Source organism: Bacillus sp. AFS017336 (assembly GCF_002555445.1).
Taxonomy (GTDB): Bacteria; Bacillota; Bacilli; order Bacillales; family Bacillaceae_G; genus Gottfriedia.
The window spans coordinates 58,902-81,512 of the sequence record NZ_NUCO01000143.1; the positions used below are offsets into that span (position 1 = coordinate 58,902).

Genomic DNA, 22,611 nt, shown 5'->3' on the forward strand with positions numbered 1-22,611 from the left:
AATAAATTTCTAATTAGCAATATTATTATTTCCAATCAAATTAAAAATATCATTAATCAGTATTAAGTTATTTAAATAAATAATTGCACTAATTTCATGCCTCCCCATACGCCAATAATTCCACATATCGCAGAAAATACTGGAGGAGCAGGGATTGGTAATTTAATAAGAGTAAAAACAACTCCAACAATTAACCCTGCCAACAAGCTCATAATTATTTCATGCATTATAGATTCACTCCTAAATTATTTTTCAAAAAAAGAGCATTTTAAGTACATTAAAAATGAAATTGCTGATTTAGCTTTAATTTAATAGAAGTAGTTTCCCCAAAATATATTTAAAACCTCATAATTTAAAATTTGAACACAAAAGAAAACGCTAAAATAGAAAAGAAATTATGCAGTTAGATAGGTAAAATGAGAATTCTTAGGGAATATATTGTAAAAAGTAATTTCTTAATTTAATTGCTTAATTTGTAGAAGATGTGCAATTTGAAAGGGGATTAAAAATGAAACAATCGCTGTTAGAGGAAATTAACAATTTTTCTTTATATGGTGAACATGCGGATCACTTTGATTACTTAGCAAGTGGAAAAGATGGAGATGTATACTCAAGAGATGATTACGTTATTAAAGTATTTAAAGCAGATGGAAAAAGTCGAGATGATGGGATAAAACTACATCTACTTGAGAAAAGCATTTATTATCCTAAAGTCCATACCTTTACAAATGATTATATGGTAAGTGAAAGGGTAATTGGAGAGACTTTGTACGACTTAGTTGGGCATGACAAAAATATACAGAAACAGTTTGAAAAAGAGATTAATCAAGCTGTGATTGATGCTCAAAAAGCAGGATTATATGCATTTGATTTACATAATCACAATTTAATGTTAACAAATGATGGTGAAATTCGAATTGTTGATGTAGGGCGATTTTCGTTTGAGATTGATACACTTCAATTAGGTTTTTTTAGGTCCATATTTGGCTCTAGTTCTAACCGACGTCACCGTAAGCATAAAAAACGACATCATCACTCTTCATCAAAAAATTATCATAAACATTCTTCATCTTCTAGACGAAATCATCGTAGACATTCACATTCGAGTTCAAATAGTTCATACTCTTCATAAAATAGTCCAAATGTAGGTAAAGTAGTCTTTTTAATTTCTAAAAATAAAGGTTTAAAAACTCTACTCAAATAGCAGTAGATCAACAATACTTCTCGAAATAAATAGAGGCCACTTATTAGTCAAATACACTGACTTTTAAGGTGACCTCTTAATCATGTTCAGCTTTGTATATTAAGTATTTTAATGGAAAAACTAACCAGTATTATTATAAATATTGGAGGTTTCAAATGTTTAAATTTTTTATTACGTTAATTGTATTCACATTTATTAGCTTACCCTTCAATCATATTTTGGACGCAGAGGCAAGTGTTTTGTCAAAAGAGATGTTAAAGAAAGAAATTGAAAATTATGGTGAGAAGGAAACGAACAAGATTCCAGCTGCTTATAGTAAAAAAGATGCACTAAAAAATGGGGATGTAATTGTTAAAGGAAGAAATACAAATCAAAATGCACAGATTAAACGATTTGTTAACAATGTAAAGAATAAAAAGCCAGACTTTATACGGTTTGTCGAATTTACAACGAAAGGTGATCCCGTAATTACCGAATATCAATTTAATGGAAAATTAATTTATTATCGATTTGATAGTTCTAGAGTGCAATCTGATAAGTATAGAAAAGGTACGTTTGCAATGGGTAAATTTGTTGCAGCTACTAAAGTTTTAGAAGATTATTGCCAAAAAATTGTCGTAAATTCAAATGATTCTTATTTAACGAATTGTTATCATTTCGATAAAGTTGAATTTTAATCTTTAAAACGTCGGTTAAAAAATCGACGTTTTTTATTTTGAGAAAATTTCATATACCGTAATGATGATAAAAAATAAAAAAAATAGTACAAACAAAAGGGGAATTTCAAGTACCGTATTAATAACAAAAAATAAAAAAGAATATAAATAATAGAAATTTCATGTACCGTAATATACTGAACAAAAAAATACTTTTACCAATAAGATGGACAAAAAGCTCAAAACTACTCTATAATTTCTTCATAAAACGATTAAAGCAACAACAAAAAATTGGAAATAAAGTAAAAGAAATACTAAAAGGAGCTTTTAAAATGAAAGATAATATAATTGAAAAAGAAAAAAGTGAATTAGTTAAATACATACCTCCAAAAGGGGAATATACAACATTTTTATCAGATGAGGATTACTTAGAAAAAGGACGAACTTGGGGATTATTTAATAAAAATCCAAAATATGATTTTTTATTTAAAGGTCAAGATTTTCAAATGAATGTAAAACTGGTAGGTTATGAAACATACGGAGTTACAGATGAGTATCATACAATTATTATTGAATTTGCAGATGGCAATTTATCTTGTATACATCCAGCCTATTTGAAGGAAATGCAATCGCCTAGCTTTAAGAAAGTTTATACAGTGGGTGAGAGTGATTCAAAACCAGTAGAAGAAAAGAAAACGGAAACTAAAGCAAAAGAAGCTACTTCTAAAGCGACTCCAAAGAAAAAAGCTGAAAAGAAAGAAGAAATAACAATTACTTTACCAACAGAAAAATCACATTTCAATGGTACAGTAAAAGAATTTAGTACAAAGTATAACCATTTTAATGACAGTGAAGAAGAAATTGTTATTTGGGAAAATATAATCATTAAGGCAGATCCAGAATTACAAATTGGTAATGCCTGGTGCTCTTTAAGCAAATCATTAAAAGCAGCGGAATTAGAAGTCGGTAAAACATATCAATTTGATGGTAAAGTAGTTGATAAGAAATTAAACAAAGAGGTTAAATATAAATTAAACAATCCATCAAAAGTTGTTGAGATTTCATAAATAAAGTCGGTAAAAAGCTAACCAATATGGCTAGCTTTTTTTAGTTTTTTTAAAATATTAAATAGGTAATAGAATTTTATAGTTTCAATGAACTCAATTAATTGCTTAGAACTTTTTCATAAGTTAAAAATATTTGATGCTAATTTTTTGAAAAACAAGTTCTTATATGAACGATTGTTAATTCTTATATTAATTAATTTTGAATCGAGACATAACAAGATAATCATAGAACTATATATTAATATTTACTAAAAATACTTTGTTATATTTGGAATGACTAGTTTATATCAAGGAGGGGCTTAATGGAATGTATCCATGAGATACTAAAAGAAATTTCTTCACCTTTTGAAGATGATGTTTTAGCTACAATTATTCATGTAGAAGGCTCTGCTTATCGAAAAGAAGGAACATCAATGTTGTTTAAAGGGAATGGTAAATGGGTTGGTTTATTGAGCGCTGGCTGTCTTGAAACAGATCTTTCTTATCGTATTCAAGAAACTAGGGTAAAAAACACACCTCAGACTGTTATTTATGATATGAGTGCAGAAGACGATTTATCGTGGGGAAATGGGGCAGGTTGTAATGGTATCGTTACTGTGCTTTTAGAGCCAGTTGATGAAAGTTTGTTTAATTTGCTAGCTAGATTAAAATTATTTCTTTTGAATGGCAATCAGGTAACGATGATGAAAGTTTTATCAAATGATCATGATGAAGTTGAGACTATGTTCATGGTCGATGATAAGACTTTTTTTGGTAATTGCAATGAGCGAAAATTAGAGCAGGTTAAGAGTGTTTTAAATGAATTACATATTACAAATATGAAGAGTGGGCTTAGAACTATAGAACAGGTCGGAACGAATATATATTTACATTCTTTCAATCCGAAACCTCGCTTAATTGTGTTTGGCGCTGGTAAGGATGCGATTCCTTTAGTAAAACTTGCATCTTTAGCGGGTTTTTTTGTAACGATAACAGATTGGCGAGAAGAATTTTGTTCGAAAGAGATCTTTCCAAACGCAGATGAAATACTTGTTGGTTTTCCAATTGAGATCATTCCAAACCTTCAATTGTCTAATTTAGATTCAGTTATTGTCATTACGCATCAATTTCAAAAGGACAAGGAAATATTGAATCATATTTCAAATGTGAATCTTAAGTATTTAGGGGTACTCGGTGGGAAATTACGATTACAACGACTTTTGGATGGGACTACAATAAATTCAGAAATAAGCAGTCCAGCTGGGCTTCCTATTGGTGCTGAGGGTCCAGAAGAAATTGCAATCAGCATTGTTGCGGAATTAATTCAAAAACAGAGACCAAAAAGGAAGCCAAAAGATGGATAAAAATAGTGTCATCGCTATATTACTTGCAGCAGGAAGTAGTAAAAGAATGGGACAGAATAAGATCGCTCTTCCATTAGGTTCATCTACAATTGGAAGCTATGGCCTACGTCAATTTATCAAATCAAATATTGAACATATTTTTGTTGTTACGAAAGAACATGATTCCCTAGATTGGATTGATAGAGATCTTTTTCAATTACCTAATCGTGATTATTGGACTCATGTACAATGTAGCAACGCTAACCAAGGACAATCATTTTCTTTAAAATGTGGTTTAACTGCTGCTCTTAAAATGAATCCTTTAGGTATTATGATTCTCCTCGCAGACCAGCCTTTTTTATCTATAAAAACGATTAATGAAATACATCAAAATTATATAAAACGTACATGTGAAAACCCTTCTATTCCTTTTTTGGCTGCAAGCTTTCAAGGGATTCCTAGACCACCAATTATTTTTTCTACGAATACATTACCGGAATTATTCATGCTAAGTGGAGATGAAGGAGCAAGAACTCTTATTCGAAAACAAACTAAGTTAGAAGGATTATTAGTAGAGTTTGAGAATAAGTGGGACTTTTTTGATATTGATACAAAAGAGGCATATGATGTTGCGAAGGGAGTTGAATTTAATTTTTGATTCGAAAAGGAGATGCAAGCTTATATTATCCTAGTGTTTGGTTTCCAGATTCACTTGAAAAAGCATACATTCTAAAACAGCAATTTTATAATAATTCTTGCTATATTGCAGGGGGAACTCTTTTACAAACTCATTGGGAAAAGGGGATCCAGTGTCCTGAAAATTTAATAAGTATAGAAAACATTAAAGACATGAAGGAATATAAGTTAATTCGGAAAAATGATCAAACCTTTATCCAAATTGGAGCATTAACCACTTTAGACTGCTGTAGGAATAATCCAATATTTTTAGAAAAAGTCCCTTTATTAGTAGAAGCTGTTCGAAATATTGCATCTCCAGCTGTTCGTCATAGAGCAACAATTGGGGGAAATATAGCAAATCGCCACGGTGATGTCATCCCTGCTTTAATTGTATTGGATGCACATCTAACTTTGTATGATGGAAACGAATTGTTAGTAAAACAACTTTCAGAGTGTATAAAAGATAGCGACTTTTTATCAAACTCCATTCTTGTGAGCATTAGTATACCAGTGAAAAAAAAGAAGTCCAATGATTATTTTTTTTATAAAAAGATAGGATTACGCGAGGTTTTCTGCCAAAGCATTGTGACAATATCTGGTTATTTTAAGATGAATGAAAAAAAAGTAATGGAACAAGTTCGTTTAGTAGTTTGTGGTAACTCATTTTTGCCTCAAAGATTAGTTAATACTGAAGAGTATATTAAAGGCTTATTCGTTCCATCTGTTCAATTAAAAGAAATTGCAAATTTAATCAATAAGGAATTTAAACCTCCTTCTGATCACTTTTCTTCTTCGAACTATAAACAAGCGATTACAACTAATATTATAGTTTCCGAGATTGCTAAACTACCTAGTAAATAAGAGGTGGACGAATGAGTAAAGACATGATTCCTTCAAATAAAGAAAGAAGAATACGTCCTGATGGTCTAGGTAAGGTGACCGGTAATATGAAATATCTTACTGACCTTTCTTTTCCCAACATGTTATATGGGAAAGTGTTAAGAAGTACTGAACCACATGCTGAAATTTTATCAATTTCAATTGAAGAAGCTAAAAAAATTGCGGGCGTAAGGGCTGTTGTTACTTATGAGGATATTCCTGGTTTAAATGGTTTCGGGCTAATTTTTCCTGACCAACCGGTTTTATGTAAAGATCGGGTAAGATATCTTGGTGATGCAATTGTAGCAATTGCCGCTGATACAGAAGAAATCGCTGAACAGGCATTACAATTGATTAAAGTTGAATATAGGAAGCTACCTGTTATAGATAGCCCTGAGTATGCGCTTCGCCATGATGCTCCTTTATTACACGAAAAAGGAAATATTTTACATCATGCCAGATATCAAACTGGAGATGTGGAACTTGGCTTCCAAGATGCTTGTGTGATTGTAGAAGAAACTTATGAATTACCTAGGCAAATGCATGCATATATGGAAACTGAAGGTGGAGTAATTGTCCCTGAAACAAATGGTAATCTATCAGTTTATGTTGGAACCCAGCATGGTTTTAAAGATCGGTTTCAGTTGTCAAGGATCCTAAATATACCAGAAGAAAATATTCGAATTATCTCTAGCCCAATGGGTGGTTCATTTGGAGGTAAAGATGAATTAAATATTCAGCCATATGGTGCCTTGTTAGCTTTAAAAACAAAATGTCCAATAAAAGTTCACCAAAGTAGAAGTGAATCCGTTAAATCAGGTTTAAAGCGTCATCCTATGAAAATTACAATGAAAACGGGTGTAAAAGAAGATGGGAAAATTATTTCACATAAAGTAAAAATTATTGCTGATACTGGTGCATATGCAACATTAGGTCCAGCAGTTTTAGATTTTGCAATAGAGCATGCACCGGGACCATATATAATACCTAATATTGAAATTGAAGGATATTCAGTTTTTACGAATAATGGGGTAGCTGGTGAATTTCGAGGGTTTGGTGGCAATCAAATTACATTTGCTCTTGAAGGGCAAATAGATCGACTTGCTGAAAAACTAAAAATGGATGCTACCCAATTCCGTTTTAAAAATTTAAGAAAAACTAATGATTTAGGGCCATTAGGTCAAAAAATTGTACCTACAAACGGTGCTTTTGATGTATTAAATAATATATCAAAAACCCATTTACTAAAAAATTCTGATGAAAATGATAGTAGTCAAAATTGGAAGGTCTATGGAAAGGGTATTGCATTAACAATGCATGGCGGTGGGCTTGGAGTAGATAGAATAGATCCCGCTGGAGGTCGTTTATCTTTTACACGAAAAGGTAAAATTGAAGCAGCATTTGGATTTGAAGAATGTGGTCAAGGTTTACTTGCAGTAATCGAAACATTATTAATTGATGAATTTAATTGTTCGGTTCAAGATATTAATATCATCGTTGGTGACACTGATTTAGTACCGATTAGCGGTTCTTCTACAGCATCGAGAGCTACTAGCATGGTTTGGCATTCTTTAAAAAGAATGGAAGCTTCATTTAAAAATCAGATTCTTGAACTAGCCCAACAAGTTACTAGAATACCTATTAAAAATCTTTATATGGGTCCAAATGGGATTTGGTTACAGGTTAACGGAAGAGAAGGTAAATTAATTATCACTTATGAAGAGCTTGCTCGGAATGCGCCACGAGAACAAGCAATATTCGTTCAAACTTCATTTGATTTTCCTATAAGTCCTGATGCTAAAGTTGGAGGTAGTCACTTTCTTTATTCCTTCGCATCCGTTTTGGCACAGGTTGAGGTTGATCTCATTACTGGTAAAGTCAAGGTAACAGATCTAGAACAAGTTGTTGCTGCTGGTCCAGTTGTCAATTCACTTGGTTATAAGGGACAAATAGAAGGTGGAGGTGTGATGGCATTAGGCTACTCATTGATGGAAAATTCATTAATAGAAAACGGTGAATATGTATCTGATAATTTTGATACTTATCTAATACCAACAATTTGTGATATTCCATATAAATTAAATGTATTACCAATAGAAAATCTTGAAGAAGGAGATTCATTCGGACCTAGAGGAGTTGGAGAAATCGGTACAGTTGCTGTTGCTCCAGCAATTGCTAGAGCAATCTTTGATGCAACAGGCTGTTGGATAAATAAATTACCAATATCACCAGAATATTTATTGCAATTAATTAATTCAAGGAGATGAGCTAATGGGGACGAATAAAAATAATCAAGATCAACCTATTCATTTGCTTGAACTTAATTTAATATTAAATAATATTGAAAAAAAATTACATGTTTCACCTACCACACGATTACTTGACATTTTACGAGAAGAGTTAAATATGACGGGAACAAAAATCTCTTGTGAAATTGGTCGATGTGGTGCATGTGCTGTTCATATGGATAATAAACTGGTTAATTCATGTTTGATGATGGCTTATCAAGTAAACAATACTTCAATATGTACAATTGAAGGCTTAGCAGATGTAGATCTCCATCCCATTCAGAAAGCATTCCTAGAAGAGGGTGGGTATCAATGTGGATATTGTACCCCAGGTATGATTATGGCTGTTAAAGCACTCATTGACACAAATTCAAATCCAACAGAAGAAGAAATCAAAGAAGCACTATCAGGTAATCTTTGTAGATGTACTGGTTATATAGGAATTATACGTTCTGTACAAAAAGCAATTGGAATGATGAATAAGAATAATGATTAAATTGTAAATAATGTAGCAATAATTTCTATAGCAATAACTTTGTCCTTCTATATTTCTCCTATGGCTCATAGGATAAATATGAGGGGGTTTTTTGTGTATAGAGATATTTTACATTTTGTATATGGTGTATTTGCAGGTTTTTGTATTTTGAAAATCATGAGCAATCTAGTAGTAAAGAACAATGATCATATTTTGTTCTATTTATTTTGTTTACTTCTAATAATTGTAAAAGAACGCCAAAAAGGTGGATTTTTACATGGATTTAGTTTTAAAAAAAAGAAGTAAGGTCATTTTCCTCTAGTGTTTAAAAGTAATTTTAAAATAAACATAGAAATTTTTTTATATTTGAATGAAATTGAAGTTTTGAGTTGTTTCTGAAAATTCAGATATACATATAATATACTTAATATAGAAAATACTGGAACATCATAGAATTTAGTCATCAAATATGGAAGGAGTTTGATGACTTTGCATTCAAATTGTAATTTACCATTAAATGAAGATGATAAATTAATTAATTATGTTGACTTACATGAAGTATTTAATAAAATGGCTCAAGGTTGTTATTATTTAAATTGAAAAATGGAATTTGTATTTATTAATACGGCTGCAGAAGCAATGATTGAAAAGCCACAAGAAGAGTTTATCTAGTGGTAATCACAGTATTAGTCGTATAAACATGTAAACAGGGACCACAAGACAGTATAATGGAAGATGTATCGAAATTAACACGACTATAAATTGTATATTGACCTAATAAAACATATAATTATAGGGTGTCTAAAAATCAGCTTTAATGATTTTTAGACACCCTTTTAATTGTGTAGAAGATACTCAAAAAGTCACAATTTATGCATATTTAACTAACAAAGTCTAAGTTATATCATAACTTAAATAGAAGAACTTCTATTTGCCTAGTATGACAAACGGAGTGTGGATCATGGAGCGATTAAAAATTAAAAAATATTTTATTTGGATGTTAATTTTGTCACCATTTATTTTCTTTCTTCTTCCGATTTTAGTCGGGTTAATATTGACACATCCATTTAGGCGAAAAACGAATGAAACACCTTCTGATTACAATTTGCATTTTGAAGAAGTAGAATTTCAAAGTAAGCTAGATCAAGTTGTCCTTAGAGGATGGTGGATACCAGCGGAAAATCCAACATCTAAAACTGTTGTTACTGCACATGGATACACGGATGAGCGAAGTCAAAAAAAGATAAATGGACTTAGAATTGTAAAATCTTTGCAGGAAAAAGGATACAATGTTCTAATGTTTGATTTTCGAAATAGCGGTAAATCTGGTGGTCGACGTACAGGAATTGGATTTTATGAACAACATGATTTATCTTCTGCCGTAGATTATGTTATTCAAGAAAAAAAACAGGAAGAAATTGTTTTACTTGGATGGAGTATGGGAGGAGCAACATGTTTACTAGTTGGAAGTGTCCATCAGCAAATTAAAGGGGTTATTGCAGATAGTCCATTCCATGACTTGCAAACTTATTTAGAAGACAATTTAAACGTATGGTCTAAGTTACCTAAAAAACCTTTTACCTCAATAATTCTTCGTTCAATGAAGCATTTATTAAAGATTGATCCTAAAGAAGTTTCTCCAGTTATGTCTGTTCAAAAAGGAAAATCTACTAATTATTTGTTAATTCATGGAAAGAATGATACAAAAGTACCATTTAGTAGTAGCGAGATGATCTTTGAACAAATTCCTAAAGAAAATGAAAAGACCTTATGGCTTACAGAACATGGGCATATTACTACTTTTGTTGAGGAGCCTGAGTCGTATACGAGTAAAATAATTGAATTTATTGATAAAACCTTCACTTCGAATGAAAAATAAATTAGATTTACTTTAAACAGATGAACCAGAAATGGTTTATCTTTTTTTTAATTGATAAAGGAGTTCTTCGGTACATGAAAGTAGAGTCAGTAGAAAATACTACTATTTATAAATTAGTAATAAATAGTATGATATGTTGCTCCAAACAGCTCTATTTTACTGAAAAGGCAGGAGAACTAAGATGGCAAATGAATACCGTTCGCGAGAGGAACGTAAACGGCTGGAAAAGCCCTCAAAAATACCTTCCACAAAGTCTGAAGGCTTATGGAAAAAAATTACTGTAACATTATTATCAATTGTAATTGTTTTCATACTTGTAGGAGTGGGAATTTTTGCTTACTTAGTAAGCGGAGCTCCCGCATTAGATGAATCGAAGCTAAAAGTACCCCTTTCTTCTACAATAGTAGATAAAGATGGTAATGTAGTGGCGGAATTAGGTAGAGAACAAAGAACAAAGGTATCTTATAATGAAATTCCAAAGGTAGTTGAAGACGCATTCATTGCGACTGAGGATGTTCGTTTTTATAAGCATAAAGGAGTCGATATTCGTCGGGTATTCGGAGCGGTTTTAGCGAATATTACTGGGGGATTTGGTTCACAAGGTGGAAGTACAATCACACAGCAAGTAGTAAAGAACTCGTTTTTATCATCTCAAAAAACGATTAAGCGTAAAGTGCAAGAATGGTATTTAGCATTTAAATTAGAACAACGTTATTCTAAACATCAAATATTAGAAATGTATTTAAATAAAGTATACTTTTCAAATGGACTTAAAGGGCGCGGTGTTTATGGTGTAGCAAAAGCGTGTGAAACTTATTTTAGTAAAGATTTATCTAAAATTACATTACCTGAAGCCGCAACTTTGGCAGGTATGGTGAAGGCTCCAAATAGTTATAATCCAGCAAAACATCCAGTTGAGTCACAAAATAGAAGAGACACTGTTTTAAGTCAAATGAAAAAATACGGTTATATTACTGATTCACAATACAATACTGCAAAAGCTATCCCAATGAAATCATTAGTAAAAGTACATGAATCAGGTGGTACAAAATTTCAGTCATTTATTGATGTTGTAGTTAATGAAGTTGATAAAAATAGCGACGCCAATGTTTATACTGATGGGCTAACAATTGAAACAACTTTAGATCCAAAAGCCCAAGAAAAAGCAGATGAGATTCTAGCAAGAGGTAAAGGTTTTTATCCAAGTGATGAATTTCAAACGGGCTTTGTATTATTAGATACAAAAACTGGTGAAGTTCGCGCAGTAGGAGCGGGCAGAAACACAAGTTCTGGTGGATTAAATTTTGCTACAGATATTAAAAGACAACCAGGGTCTTCTATTAAACCTATACTTGATTACGGTCCTGCCATTCAATATTTAAAATGGTCGACATTTCATCAAATTCTTGATGAACCCTATTCATACTCGAATGGAACGCCAATTCGAAATTGGGACAGAGGATATAAAGGTAATATTTCAATTCGATTAGCACTCGTTGATTCTAGAAATATCCCTGCATTAAAAACTTTTCAGGCAGTAGGGAGCGAGAAATCACGAGAATTTGGTAATGGGTTAGGTTTTAATTTTCCGAAAAATACATTTTATGAATCATATGCGATTGGTGGATTCACTGGCGTCTCAGCTATGGAAATGGCAGGAGCATATGCGGCGTTTGGTAATGGTGGAACATATAATAAGCCCCATTCCGTTAAAAAAATCATTTATCCAGATAAAACAGAAAAAGTATTTGCAACTCAGCCAAAACAAGCAATGAGTGATTATACTGCTTATATGGTTACAGATATGCTACGTGATGTTGTAAAAACGGCACTTGGTACTGGTAAAAGAGCAAATGTGCCTGGACTTGATATGGCGGGTAAAACAGGTACTACGAATTATGATGATCAAGTAAAACAAAAATATGGATTCCCTGATAACGCAACACGAGATAGTTGGTTCATCGGTTATTCATCTGATGTTACGATGGCAGTTTGGACAGGATATGAAAAAAATAAGAAAAATAATTTCCTTGGAAAAAGTTCAACCAGTATTGCTAAATTTATCGCCAGGGATATGTTAGCAGCTAATGGAAATCGAAACGCTGTTTTTATAAAACCTTCGTCAGTCGAAGAAATACGTCATGAATTATATATTCGTGGAGAAAAAGTAGATGATATACCTAAAGATATTGTTATTCAATCTGTAAAAAATGTGAAAGCAAATTATGATCCTGTAACAAGCAATATTTCAATAAATTGGACGTACCCAGCAGACTTACTACCAAAAACAACTTTTGAAGTAAATTATACTGTAAATGGTGTAAGTGGCCAAACTCAGAAAATTCAAGGTATGGCTACAAGTATTAATGGAATCGTCCCAGGCAACGTTGTAAAAATAACAATTATAGCTATAAATGTTGAAGGTAAGAGTTCTCCTGTTACCGTTACAGTAGATTTAACATCGACTGAGCAGCCTACAACACCTCCAACAAATGAAGGAGGTCAAGGCAACGGAAACGGCACTGGTGAAGGTGGTTCAAATCAAGGAGGAGACGAAACGAATTCAGGAACTGGAACCGGAACTGGAACTGGAACTGGAACCGGAACTGGTACAGGCACAGGCACAGGTACTGGAGGAACTGGTGAAAACAATGGAGATAATACTACAAATCCAGTTGTCCCTAATCCTAATAAACCGTAGAAGACATAAGAGCGAAATGAGGAAACTAAACGCATTGAGTAAGATCAATGCGTTTTTTAATGTATCTTCTTGAAAGGAGAATGAAAATGAATGATGAATTTAGGATTAGTATTTATTTAAATGAAAGTGATAACGTATTTGCAAGCTATTACAATACTGACGATTTACATTTAAATTCAGAGTTAGAAGATTTTATTATTTCAAAGCTACAAAATGCAAAACAAAAAAATATAAAGATTACATATTATGGACAAGAAAATATTGATGAAGATTCATTAAAATCGGCAACATTTAACTCTTTTTCGAAACTTATGAAAGAAGACGAGCTCGTTTATACTAGAAATATTAAAAAGACAATTATCTTATTTGTTATAGGGATTATAATTGGTGTGTTTTATTTGAAGCTTTCAAGTAAACATGAATATATCGGAGGAATATTGAGTATTGTTTGTTGGGTATTTATTTGGTCAGGAACGGAAGTATATTTCTTTGATAATTTACAAATTAAGCAGAAGATCAGAAAATGTAGGGAATTGCTTAGTGCAAATGTATACAAAAAAACCTCCGAATAAACGGAGGTTTTTTTGAATTTTACTTATTTATCTCTGCTTTATGAAAAGTATCTTTCAAGATGTAGTAAGATTGTTTAAGTCGCTCATGGTAAACAGGTAAATCCCATTTTTTCCACGTATAAGAAAAAAAATCACCTTTTTTAAGATTTCCATTTTTTTGTCTTACAGTTGAGTAGGATAAGTCTTTATTTGACCCATTAGGGCGATACGTAAGAATAGCTACGTGAATTTTTTTCACATATTTTTGGCTTTTTAGCCCACCTTTCCATAAATCTCCCATGATTTCACGAGTACTTGGATCTCTCACATTTAATAATTGCCAAGGAATCCGAATTTCTAATACATGATCTTTTTCGTTGAGGGAGACATCAGTTAAAGAATTAAAATTTTTATGATTTGGATTACCATCACCGAATTTTAGTTTGCCTGTTTCATAAAACTCTAAAGGCAAGTTAAGCGATTTCCCATTGTAATTTGGAATAACAAGTGGTCGATTTAATCCAAGCATGACTTTATGATATAGACCGTTATCTTTTTTATTAACATTCGGTTCAATTGGTGCGTAATGTAATAGATTAGCGTACTCATAATAAAATGGATCATAATAGCTATCCACTAGTACGTGAGAATTATTTGGTCCATTTAATTCAATAACAAAATCAATCCCATTTTTAGATTTAACAGAATTGTCATTTGGTAGTTGATGTTGTCCTTGTCCTGGAATCGTATCAAGTAAAATCATTACTCCTGTTTTAGCCCAGTCAAAAGGTTGTTTAGTTTTTTCAAAATTTAAAAGAAAATAAATTGATCGCGCGTCGCTAGTTATTGACCAATTCTTTAATTTTCGTTCGGTGTCATTTTGATCAAGCGGTTTTATAAAATTAGCGTTTTTCATATTTGCTGATTTAATTTTATTTTTTTTCCAATCGCTTGAATCACCATCAACAGAGATGGCCTTTTTTGAACTGTTTGGATCAAAAGATAATAAACCAAATTGCTGCTCACTAGTTTGAACGTTAGACCAAAATGGACGTCGATCAGGATCATCTAATTCCATATTATTCCATGTTCGTTTAAACCATTCATCTTGCCATGAAAAAACAATTCCTCCTGCCATTCCCTCCGTTTGAATGTCTTCAAACAGATGAGTAACGATTTTCCCTTGTTGTGTTTCATTATGAAATCCTTGATTCCATCCATAGCGATTTCGATGAGTCATTCCACGAGAAGATGGTACTCCAAATTCTGAAATTAAAACTGGCATATTATGTACGTTTCTTAAATTATGTAAATATCCAGCATAACTATTCTTCTTTCCCCGGGAATCAATATAGTTCGTATATGCTAGTTCATAATTCAAAAATTCAGGGTAATATGGGTATACATGATAGGAAGCAAAATAACCGGGATACAATGATGATTTTGCGCTTACATGATTTGGATCTAATGAAACTAAATCTTCATTTTCCATAGGTTCATTAGGATGATGAATCGGATCGGTAGTCACCCAATTCGCAAAACTAATTGGTCGTTGCCAAGAATACTTTTCTGATTCATATTTCACAGTATTATCTAAAATACTTGCGAGCCAATTCTCAAAAGGCGTTGCATTGTTTGTTTGAAAGTATTGACCATTAAAAACAACATTTCCTTTATGCTTATCATTTGTTGATTTCATCATATTTGGGTCCCACTCGATCCCTAAAATCCATCCAATCACGTATTTTGAAATATTTGAGTGATATTTACCCGAAGCATGACCAGGTTTTTGAAGAATGTTTGCTTTGCCATGAATAATATCTACAGTTTGGTAAATTTCATCTTGAAACTCTTTAGTAAGACTCTTATTGTAAATATCTCCAAGTGAATTTAACATTTCCTCATTAATCCAAACTCCATGAATTAGATAGAGAGGGCGTTTTGCTTTTTGATTATATTCAGATAATGCATCATAGAAAGCAGGAGGATGGATGGTATACACTCGAATAACATTTGCATTCATCTTTCCAATTTCTTTAAACCACCTCAAGTATTCGACCTTTGTTATTGCTGTTTCACCAGGAAAATGTCCTGGATTCGCAATTCCAAGATTTACACCTTTGAGTAGGAGGTCATATGGCATCTTTTTCTCATCAAAAACTTGGAAATATTCTTTACCAATTTGAGCGGGAATTGTAATGTTGTTAATTTGATTCGTGTAGGTATTAGTATTTTTGTTTAATGTCCGATTTTTTGATTGATTGAATAGTATGTACACTACGCCAATCATTAAACAAAACAGTATTAAAGTGAATGTTTTTTTATTTCTAAGCTTCATTTTATTCCTCCGAAAGCATTTCAAACTTATTCAATTATTATGCTTTAAGCTAAGTTCTGATATGCGAAAGATGAAGTAAATCACATAGAAGTAAGTAAATCATCATTTAAAATACATAGGTAGAGACATAAAAAAAGTTAAGTATGGTCAAATTAAGATTATCACTAAAAAAAGCATCAATATGTAATCGGTGAATTTGTAAGTTCGGTAAAGTTAAATATAGTTTAATTAACGTTTAGTTTTAATACTGAGAGGTAATCGAATGATTAAAAATGATGGTATAAAACCTTCACGAAAATATGCTACCGGAACAATTCATGAGACTGCAAGCGGTAAGTTTAAAGTGTTAGATCGTTACTTACAAGATGGAGTTATCATGATAAAACTTCAATGGTTAGAAAGCGATATTATAGAAGAAAACAAAGAAGTGAATGTTTCTGCTTCAATTTATAAATTTCAAAAAAACAATGGTGTTAATGAAAATACGGCTCTATCTCAGCCACTAGAAGTTCAATTATTACATGATATTAAATCAAGTTTGGATCAATTATTTGAAGTGTTAGATTTAAGAACTGAGCTATTGAACCATGCATTAGAGAAAATTGATGAAAATAGAAGTAAAATTGATGAGAATAGAGAAACATTAAAATCGCAACAAAAAATGATAGAGGAACAAAATAGAAGAATTAACACAATCGTAGATAAATTGATTGAAAAGATGTAAAGTGTAAAAATTGCTAAAATTTCTGTTCCCTTTAATAAATCGAAAACCGTAGTTGGAAAAAGCTCGAATTACGGTTTTTTGTTTTGTGAATTGTCATCTAAACATTATTCATTTATTGGTAATTGTGTCTTAAATTCCCACTCAAAATAACGTTGAATGATTGTTAGTTCGGAGTTAAAATTAACTTATTCTTCGTATGCTTTTAACTTTAAGTGGTTAATTATAACGTTAAAAGTGAGTTTAATTCACGAAATGTATTAATAAAATCATAATGCGAATGTTCACCAATTTCTTGAAAAATAATACTAACTAGATTAAAGTGAGCAGGTGGTAATAGTGAATGATATTCTAGCTGAAAATCCTATTGTAATGTTTATAGGAAATGAAGAGAAATTTAATTTTCAAAACTTTTGTGATGTAAATAAATATAACTATAAATTGGTTCAGCCTGTTCAAAATATAGTAACTCTCTTTGAAAAAATAGATTTTGTTAATCCAGATGTACTAATCATATTGATTGAAGAATTAGTAGAAACATTTAATATAGATAAATTTAATCAATTAAGAGACTTTTGTGAAAGTCGGTATATTTCAACCATTTGTATTTGTAATATAACTGATCATATGACAGTAAATGCACTGATGCCTGATGCAGTTATTAGTGAATCAATCGCTGAAGTAGAACTTCAATATTATATTAATAAATTTGCTCAACGAAGATATCGAATAAAAGAACAAGTTCTTATTGATCCAATAACTGGAGTATACAATTATAGTCATTTAAAAAATGAAGTGACTAAACAACTTGAGGATTTAAAACGTTGCTACGAATCATTTTCGATAGTATATGTAAACATTGATGAAAAACAAGACTATAGTTTAGATAATTTAATCGTAAAAAGTTTTTTACAATTTATAAAATGTAAATTAAGACCTACCGACTTGTTAGCACATTACCAAAACAAAGGGTTTGTACTATTACTTCCAAAAACAGTTAAAGCAGATGGAATAAAATTAATGAACCGATTGTCACTTTCATTTTCGGAAGTTCCGATCACTTATGAAAATCAGATTCACTACGCTTCTTTTAATTATAAAGTACTTGAAATTCCAGATTCCAATATTACAACTGAAAAATGCTTAACTTTACTAACATCTGATTTAACGGATTCAATCGATCGTTTTAACGATAAGGGAAATAATAATGAGATGATGAATCGTAGGCTAAAAATAGCTGTCATTAATGAGGATCGACTGATACGTGAAATGTTAAATCATCAATTATCAGATTTAGGTGGAGAATTATATGATGTTGAAATAAAGGTATATACAGATGGTGAAGAATTTTTAAATGATCCTTGGCACAAACAAAATGAAAGATATCTAATCATACTCGATCGTATTTTACCTAAAATGGGTGGATTTGAAATAATACGTAAAATGCGCACTAACTATGACCGAAGAAAATATTTATGTTTAATGATTGGTAGTAAAAGCTCTGAGAATGATAAAGCAATCGCATTACAAAGTGGGGCAAATGATTATTTGGAAAAACCATTTAGTTTGAAGGAACTACGTCTCCGTTTAAATCGAATGTTAGGAATTACAGCCAAATGAACATATTTATTATCCTATATATAACAGGATTTTTATTTCTATTATTATGTTCAATCTATATTTATTTAGTTTTTAATAAAATCATTAAACAGCATAAAAATAAGCAAAAAGAAGAATGGTTAAATAGAAATATCGTATTTATTGAAAGTTATTTGATAAAAGGTGAATTATCAGCTTCGTTTATTCCAAAAAAGGAAATCGAGTTTGAAGCATTAGAAAATATATTTAGCAGTTTTATGAGTATTATCAAATTTGAAGAAGGATTTGATCCAATTAGACCAATTGTAAATTTATATTTTATTCCTAGATATAAATATAAACTTAAGCATGGTAATTGGAGTGAACGGATGAATTCTTTGTTATTTATAAAGCAATTTAATATAAAAATGATGCAAGCTGACTTAATTCAACATTTATCAAATAAAAAATGCTCACTTGAAGAAAAATTTGATATTTTCCTTATTTTGGCTAGTTTTAAATATGATAAATTAATGGAATTATTAGTTAGCCAGAAAAAAATCCCCTCATTTTTATTAACGGAAATTTTGGATCTACATGTTAATGAGGAGAATATTCACGAATTGCTAAAAGAATTTGATCATTTACCTGAAAGTTATAAAAATTCTATTTTAGACTTAATTAGAATTAAACATTTTCGTTCTGAGCAAATCTATTTTTTTCTTGAAAAATTAATCACTTCAGAAAATAGTGAATTAAGAATACGTTCCTTAAAAACAATCGCATCGTTAGGATATATTTCTTCCCCGAACTTGATTACACAACTAGTAGAATCTTATAAAAATGAAGGACAACCAGATACGCAATTAAGTAACGAAGAAAAGCTAATGATTGCACGATTAATGGGAAATATTCGATATGATTTATTTTTATCTTATTTAACTGAGTTAATATCGGACAAAGCTTATATTGTTAGATCTGAAGCTGCTAAATCGATTAAAAAGTATAAGAACGGAAGAGTAGTTCTTAATCAAATTATTGAACAGCATCCAGATGCATATGCGAGAAATATATCAAAAGAATGGTTGGAGAGGACTCCGGAGTATGATTAATTTATTCTTTTTAATAATCAATAAAGTTATTATCATTTACGTGTTGCTCCTTTGTTCAACTTATTTAATCTTATTTATATTAGCATTTATGCGATTAAAGAGAGAAAAAGGTTTACATCAAATTGAGCAATATAAAAGATTAAAGGAATCTGCCTTTACTGCACCTATTTCAATACTTGTACCTGCTTATAATGAGGAAGTAGGCGTAGTTAATACGATTCTTTCTTTGGTGACAGGCACCGGAAGGTTAGATTATCCAGAATTTGAAGTAATCGTCATTAATGACGGATCAAAAGATTCTACTCTCCAAAAAACGATTGACCGATTCGATATGACCGTGTTAAAAAACAAAGTATTTCATAAAAGCTTTGGAATTGAAACAAAACCAATTAAAAATGTGTATCAATCAGCAATTTATCCTTTTCTATTTTTAATTGATAAAGAAAACGGTGGGAAAGCTGATGCCTTAAATGCTGGCATTAATTTTAGTAAATATCCTTATTTTGCTTCGATCGATGGCGATACAATCCTTGATTCTGACTCATTTCTCAAAATTATGAAACCAATTATTGAAAATACAGATGACGAAATACTAGCTACTGGTGGAAATGTATTAATTGCCAATGGAAGCAAGACCTCGCTTGGTAAAGTAAATGAAATGCTTCTCTCAAAAAATCCACTTGTAGTCATGCAGGTTATAGAGTATATGCGCGCATTTTTAATCGGACGAATTGGACTAAGCAATAAGAATTTATTACTAATCATATCTGGGGCATTTGGCGTGTTTAAAAAGTCAAGAGTAGTTCAAGTAGGAGGATATTTAACAAATACAATTGGTGAGGATATGGAGCTAGTCGTTCGACTTCACCGTAAAAATATAGAAGAAAATTGGGGGGCAAAAATTGAGTATGTAGCCGATCCAGTTTGTTATACCGAGGCACCAGATTCTTTTAAAATTTTAAAAACACAAAGAGTAAGATGGCATCGAGGACTATTTGAGAGCTTGTGGGCACATCGTAAAATGATTTTTAATAAAAATTACCGTTCAATCGGTTTTATTGCAATGCCATATTTTTTCTTTGTTGAATTTTTAGGCCCAATCATTGAGTTTTTTGGTTATGTGTCGTTAATAATAAACATAACTTTACACAATATAAATATTCTGTATTCCATTGCATTTTTAATACTCATGATCATCTACGGCTCATTTTTCTCAGTTAGTGCAGTGCTGCTTGAAGAATGGCGGTTAGAAAAATATAAAAAAATTAGTGAGTTAAATCGTTTATTTTTCTATTCATTAACAGAAGCAATCTGGTATCGTCCAATTTTGACATATTGGCGTGTTATAGCGACATTCAGTATATTTTTAGGTCAAAAAAAAGGTTGGGGAGAAATGAAGAGAAAAGGAGTTTAGACTTATATTGTATTATTCAAAAGACTGCTTAGTGGTCTTTTTTTTTATGCGCTTTTAATTTAGATTGTTTATTTTCTAGTGCTACTAAATTTCATTATTTTGAAATTTACAAGCTGAAATCAAACCCCATATTTTAACTATAAAAAATATAGTTGACACTTTTAACTGTAAAGAATAAAATTACAGTATACTCATTTTAATTGAGCAAGGAGATTAACTTAATTTGTTTTAACAGATTATAAATCATTTTTATCTTAACTGTAATTTTTTTTATTACATTTTAAAAATAAGGAGCGTGTAAAAGAATGGTGAATCTATATGTAACACCAAGTTGTACATCATGTCGTAAAGCAAAAGCATGGTTAGATGAACATAATATTGAATATAGTGTTAAAAATATTATGAATGAATCAATTACACTTGAGGAGATTAAATCTATTCTTCGCATGACAGAAACTGGAACGGACGAAATCATATCGAATAAATCAAAAACATTCCAGGAATTAAATATAAATATTGAATCGCTTCCACTTAATGAATTATATCAATTAATCATAAACAATCCAAAAATGTTGCGCATGCCAATAATCCAAGACGAAAAAAGATTACAGATTGGTTATAACGAAGAAGAAATTCGTAGTTTTCTTCCTCGTAAGCTACGAACAGTCTCATTCAATAAGTTACAACAAGTAGCTAATTAATAATCGTTATAAAAGGTCAGTTTTCTTGACAAGATAATCTGTAACAAATAAAATTACAGTACTATTTAATATCATCGAAGTTTAAATAATGATTATAGGAGGCAGGCCATGAATAGTGATTTCACTCTTGCCATTCATAGTTTAACGTATCTCGCGCTACAGCAAGATCGGATGTCCACAAGTGATGCAATATCAGAGAGTGCCTGTGTTCATGCTGTACGTATTCGAAAAGTGCTTAGTTTGTTAAAAAAGCATGGATTTATAAAATCGAAAGAAGGAACTGGTGGTGGATTTATATTTGCCACAGATTTAAATGAAGTGAATCTTTGGGATATTTATTTGATCACTTCTGAGGGTGCATTGCAGCCAAAGTGCCCCGAATCAAATGAAAAGTGTGTTGTTGGGGCAAACATGCAAAATGTTCTTTTTAATATTTTCATAGGTGCAGAAGAACATCTTGGGGGATATCTAAAGCAATACACTATTAAAGACATTGTCGATCATATCAAATATGAGAAATGAGCAGTTAAAAAACAGTGAGGGCTTAGCCTTCTTTTAATCGAAATGTAATAAAAAAAATTACAGTTTGTTCTAAGTGCATTTTTGATCACAAATTTTTTAACTAATAACTCTAAAAAAGAAGGTGCAAAAAATGAATTTAAATAACGATACAATTTTAAAAACAGGAGACTGGGTTAAAGGTATATCAATGGGTGGAGAATTAGTACTAGGTTTTATCGAATCCTTTACGATTCAAGATGAAATAGTAAAGGTAAATGTAATAACTTCAGATAATGAAAAGACTGTTGGGAAAACAATTAACATGCTAAATAAAAACGTAAAGAAATTGCCTGATTCGAAAGTGACAAACAAAGAACAAATTTCCTTTCTAATTGACTTAGCCCTTTCAACTGGGGATGAGGATTGGTTTGAGGAGCTATCATCTCAGTTAAACTCCATGAGACAACTTGTTAGTGGATTAAAATAGCGCTAGCCTATTTTTCTTAGAAATGTAAATCATTTAAACTATATAGGTATGGTTTTAAA

General features: G+C 31.3%; 21 protein-coding genes. 19 read left to right on the forward strand and 2 right to left on the reverse strand.

Translation table 11 applies throughout. The features are described from left to right. Positions 1–71: 71 nt before the first annotated feature. Complete coding sequence (locus CN601_RS24255) at positions 72–227, reverse strand: XapX domain-containing protein (RefSeq protein WP_098118254.1); 156 nt, start codon at positions 225–227, stop codon at positions 72–74. 281 nt (positions 228–508) lie between these two features. Between CN601_RS24255 and CN601_RS24260 the strand changes: the two genes are divergently transcribed. The 12 genes from CN601_RS24260 to CN601_RS24315 all read left to right on the forward strand — a co-directional run bounded on the left by CN601_RS24260 (position 509) and on the right by CN601_RS24315 (position 13,721). Then, positions 509–1,132 (forward strand): serine/threonine-protein kinase, encoded by a 624-nt coding sequence (locus CN601_RS24260; RefSeq protein ID WP_098172588.1) that lies wholly within the window; start codon positions 509–511, stop codon positions 1,130–1,132. A gap of 227 nt (positions 1,133–1,359) precedes the next feature. Further along, positions 1,360–1,881 carry a DUF4362 domain-containing protein gene (locus CN601_RS24265; RefSeq protein ID WP_098172589.1) on the forward strand — a complete coding sequence of 174 codons (522 nt, stop codon included), beginning with the start codon at positions 1,360–1,362 and terminating at the stop codon, positions 1,879–1,881. Positions 1,882–2,192: 311 nt separating this feature from the next. After that, positions 2,193–2,927 (forward strand): hypothetical protein, encoded by a 735-nt coding sequence (locus tag CN601_RS24270; RefSeq protein ID WP_098172590.1) that lies wholly within the window; start codon positions 2,193–2,195, stop codon positions 2,925–2,927. A gap of 302 nt (positions 2,928–3,229) precedes the next feature. Continuing rightward, entirely contained in the window at positions 3,230–4,270 is a 1,041-nt protein-coding gene (locus tag CN601_RS24275) for an XdhC family protein (protein WP_098172591.1), read from the forward strand. Further along, complete coding sequence (locus tag CN601_RS24280) at positions 4,263–4,907, forward strand: NTP transferase domain-containing protein (RefSeq protein WP_098172592.1); 645 nt, start codon at positions 4,263–4,265, stop codon at positions 4,905–4,907. The genes CN601_RS24275 and CN601_RS24280 overlap by 8 nt, the downstream gene beginning before the upstream one ends. Further along, entirely contained in the window at positions 4,904–5,788 is an 885-nt protein-coding gene (locus CN601_RS24285; RefSeq protein ID WP_098172593.1) for an FAD binding domain-containing protein, read from the forward strand. The genes CN601_RS24280 and CN601_RS24285 overlap by 4 nt, the downstream gene beginning before the upstream one ends. A gap of 11 nt (positions 5,789–5,799) precedes the next feature. After that, a complete protein-coding gene (gene pucD / locus CN601_RS24290) occupies positions 5,800–8,073 on the forward strand; it encodes a xanthine dehydrogenase subunit D (protein WP_257131810.1) in 2,274 nt (757 codons plus the stop codon). Between the two features lie 4 nt (positions 8,074–8,077). Beyond that, a complete protein-coding gene (locus CN601_RS24295; RefSeq protein ID WP_098172594.1) occupies positions 8,078–8,590 on the forward strand; it encodes a (2Fe-2S)-binding protein in 513 nt (170 codons plus the stop codon). Between the two features lie 93 nt (positions 8,591–8,683). Further along, complete coding sequence (locus tag CN601_RS24300) at positions 8,684–8,875, forward strand: hypothetical protein (RefSeq protein ID WP_098118262.1); 192 nt, start codon at positions 8,684–8,686, stop codon at positions 8,873–8,875. 655 nt (positions 8,876–9,530) lie between these two features. Continuing rightward, positions 9,531–10,448: an alpha/beta hydrolase gene (locus CN601_RS24305; RefSeq protein WP_179865678.1), complete on the forward strand. Its 918-nt coding sequence runs from the start codon at positions 9,531–9,533 to the stop codon at positions 10,446–10,448. A gap of 181 nt (positions 10,449–10,629) precedes the next feature. Continuing rightward, positions 10,630–13,149: a transglycosylase domain-containing protein gene (locus CN601_RS24310; protein WP_098172595.1), complete on the forward strand. Its 2,520-nt coding sequence runs from the start codon at positions 10,630–10,632 to the stop codon at positions 13,147–13,149. Between the two features lie 86 nt (positions 13,150–13,235). Beyond that, positions 13,236–13,721, forward strand: a complete 486-nt coding sequence (locus CN601_RS24315; protein WP_098118265.1) for a hypothetical protein — start codon at positions 13,236–13,238, stop codon at positions 13,719–13,721. Between the two features lie 19 nt (positions 13,722–13,740). Here CN601_RS24315 and CN601_RS24320 read toward each other — a convergent pair whose 3' ends face one another. Further along, entirely contained in the window at positions 13,741–16,038 is a 2,298-nt protein-coding gene (locus CN601_RS24320; protein ID WP_098172596.1) for a hypothetical protein, read from the reverse strand. Positions 16,039–16,300: 262 nt separating this feature from the next. Between CN601_RS24320 and CN601_RS24325 the strand changes: the two genes are divergently transcribed. From CN601_RS24325 to CN601_RS24355, 7 genes are all read left to right on the forward strand, one after another. Beyond that, positions 16,301–16,762 carry a hypothetical protein gene (locus CN601_RS24325; protein WP_098172597.1) on the forward strand — a complete coding sequence of 154 codons (462 nt, stop codon included), beginning with the start codon at positions 16,301–16,303 and terminating at the stop codon, positions 16,760–16,762. Between the two features lie 336 nt (positions 16,763–17,098). After that, entirely contained in the window at positions 17,099–18,379 is a 1,281-nt protein-coding gene (locus CN601_RS24330) for a GGDEF domain-containing response regulator (RefSeq protein WP_098172598.1), read from the forward strand. Next, the gene (locus tag CN601_RS24335) at positions 18,376–19,449 is read left to right on the forward strand and encodes a HEAT repeat domain-containing protein (RefSeq protein ID WP_098172599.1); all 1,074 of its coding nucleotides are present in this window, start codon (positions 18,376–18,378) and stop codon (positions 19,447–19,449) included. The genes CN601_RS24330 and CN601_RS24335 overlap by 4 nt, the downstream gene beginning before the upstream one ends. Further along, entirely contained in the window at positions 19,442–20,863 is a 1,422-nt protein-coding gene (locus tag CN601_RS24340) for a glycosyltransferase family 2 protein (RefSeq protein WP_098172600.1), read from the forward strand. The genes CN601_RS24335 and CN601_RS24340 overlap by 8 nt, the downstream gene beginning before the upstream one ends. A gap of 305 nt (positions 20,864–21,168) precedes the next feature. Continuing rightward, positions 21,169–21,564 (forward strand): transcriptional regulator SpxA, encoded by a 396-nt coding sequence (spxA, locus tag CN601_RS24345; RefSeq protein WP_098118271.1) that lies wholly within the window; start codon positions 21,169–21,171, stop codon positions 21,562–21,564. Between the two features lie 108 nt (positions 21,565–21,672). Next, positions 21,673–22,086 (forward strand): RrF2 family transcriptional regulator, encoded by a 414-nt coding sequence (locus CN601_RS24350; protein ID WP_098118272.1) that lies wholly within the window; start codon positions 21,673–21,675, stop codon positions 22,084–22,086. A 130-nt stretch (positions 22,087–22,216) separates the two neighbouring features. Further along, complete coding sequence (locus tag CN601_RS24355) at positions 22,217–22,552, forward strand: IDEAL domain-containing protein (protein WP_098118273.1); 336 nt, start codon at positions 22,217–22,219, stop codon at positions 22,550–22,552. Positions 22,553–22,611: the final 59 nt, after the last annotated feature.

What these genes read in the sequence shown, in the direction of transcription:
- CN601_RS24335 (WP_098172599.1), top strand. Translation starts at nt 18,376, where the DNA reads ATGAACATATTTATTATCCTATATATAACAGGATTTTTATTTCTATTA.
- CN601_RS24310 (WP_098172595.1), top strand. Translation starts at nt 10,630, where the DNA reads ATGGCAAATGAATACCGTTCGCGAGAGGAACGTAAACGGCTGGAAAAG.
- CN601_RS24320 (WP_098172596.1), bottom strand. Translation starts at nt 16,038, where the DNA reads ATGAAGCTTAGAAATAAAAAAACATTCACTTTAATACTGTTTTGTTTA.
- CN601_RS24315 (WP_098118265.1), top strand. Translation starts at nt 13,236, where the DNA reads ATGAATGATGAATTTAGGATTAGTATTTATTTAAATGAAAGTGATAAC.
- CN601_RS24305 (WP_179865678.1), top strand. Translation starts at nt 9,531, where the DNA reads ATGGAGCGATTAAAAATTAAAAAATATTTTATTTGGATGTTAATTTTG.
- CN601_RS24340 (WP_098172600.1), top strand. Translation starts at nt 19,442, where the DNA reads ATGATTAATTTATTCTTTTTAATAATCAATAAAGTTATTATCATTTAC.
- CN601_RS24275 (WP_098172591.1), top strand. Translation starts at nt 3,230, where the DNA reads ATGGAATGTATCCATGAGATACTAAAAGAAATTTCTTCACCTTTTGAA.
- spxA (WP_098118271.1), top strand. Translation starts at nt 21,169, where the DNA reads ATGGTGAATCTATATGTAACACCAAGTTGTACATCATGTCGTAAAGCA.
- CN601_RS24260 (WP_098172588.1), top strand. Translation starts at nt 509, where the DNA reads ATGAAACAATCGCTGTTAGAGGAAATTAACAATTTTTCTTTATATGGT.
- CN601_RS24325 (WP_098172597.1), top strand. Translation starts at nt 16,301, where the DNA reads ATGATTAAAAATGATGGTATAAAACCTTCACGAAAATATGCTACCGGA.
- CN601_RS24295 (WP_098172594.1), top strand. Translation starts at nt 8,078, where the DNA reads ATGGGGACGAATAAAAATAATCAAGATCAACCTATTCATTTGCTTGAA.
- CN601_RS24270 (WP_098172590.1), top strand. Translation starts at nt 2,193, where the DNA reads ATGAAAGATAATATAATTGAAAAAGAAAAAAGTGAATTAGTTAAATAC.
- CN601_RS24255 (WP_098118254.1), bottom strand. Translation starts at nt 227, where the DNA reads ATGCATGAAATAATTATGAGCTTGTTGGCAGGGTTAATTGTTGGAGTT.
- CN601_RS24280 (WP_098172592.1), top strand. Translation starts at nt 4,263, where the DNA reads ATGGATAAAAATAGTGTCATCGCTATATTACTTGCAGCAGGAAGTAGT.
- pucD (WP_257131810.1), top strand. Translation starts at nt 5,800, where the DNA reads ATGAGTAAAGACATGATTCCTTCAAATAAAGAAAGAAGAATACGTCCT.
- CN601_RS24350 (WP_098118272.1), top strand. Translation starts at nt 21,673, where the DNA reads ATGAATAGTGATTTCACTCTTGCCATTCATAGTTTAACGTATCTCGCG.
- CN601_RS24265 (WP_098172589.1), top strand. Translation starts at nt 1,360, where the DNA reads ATGTTTAAATTTTTTATTACGTTAATTGTATTCACATTTATTAGCTTA.
- CN601_RS24355 (WP_098118273.1), top strand. Translation starts at nt 22,217, where the DNA reads ATGAATTTAAATAACGATACAATTTTAAAAACAGGAGACTGGGTTAAA.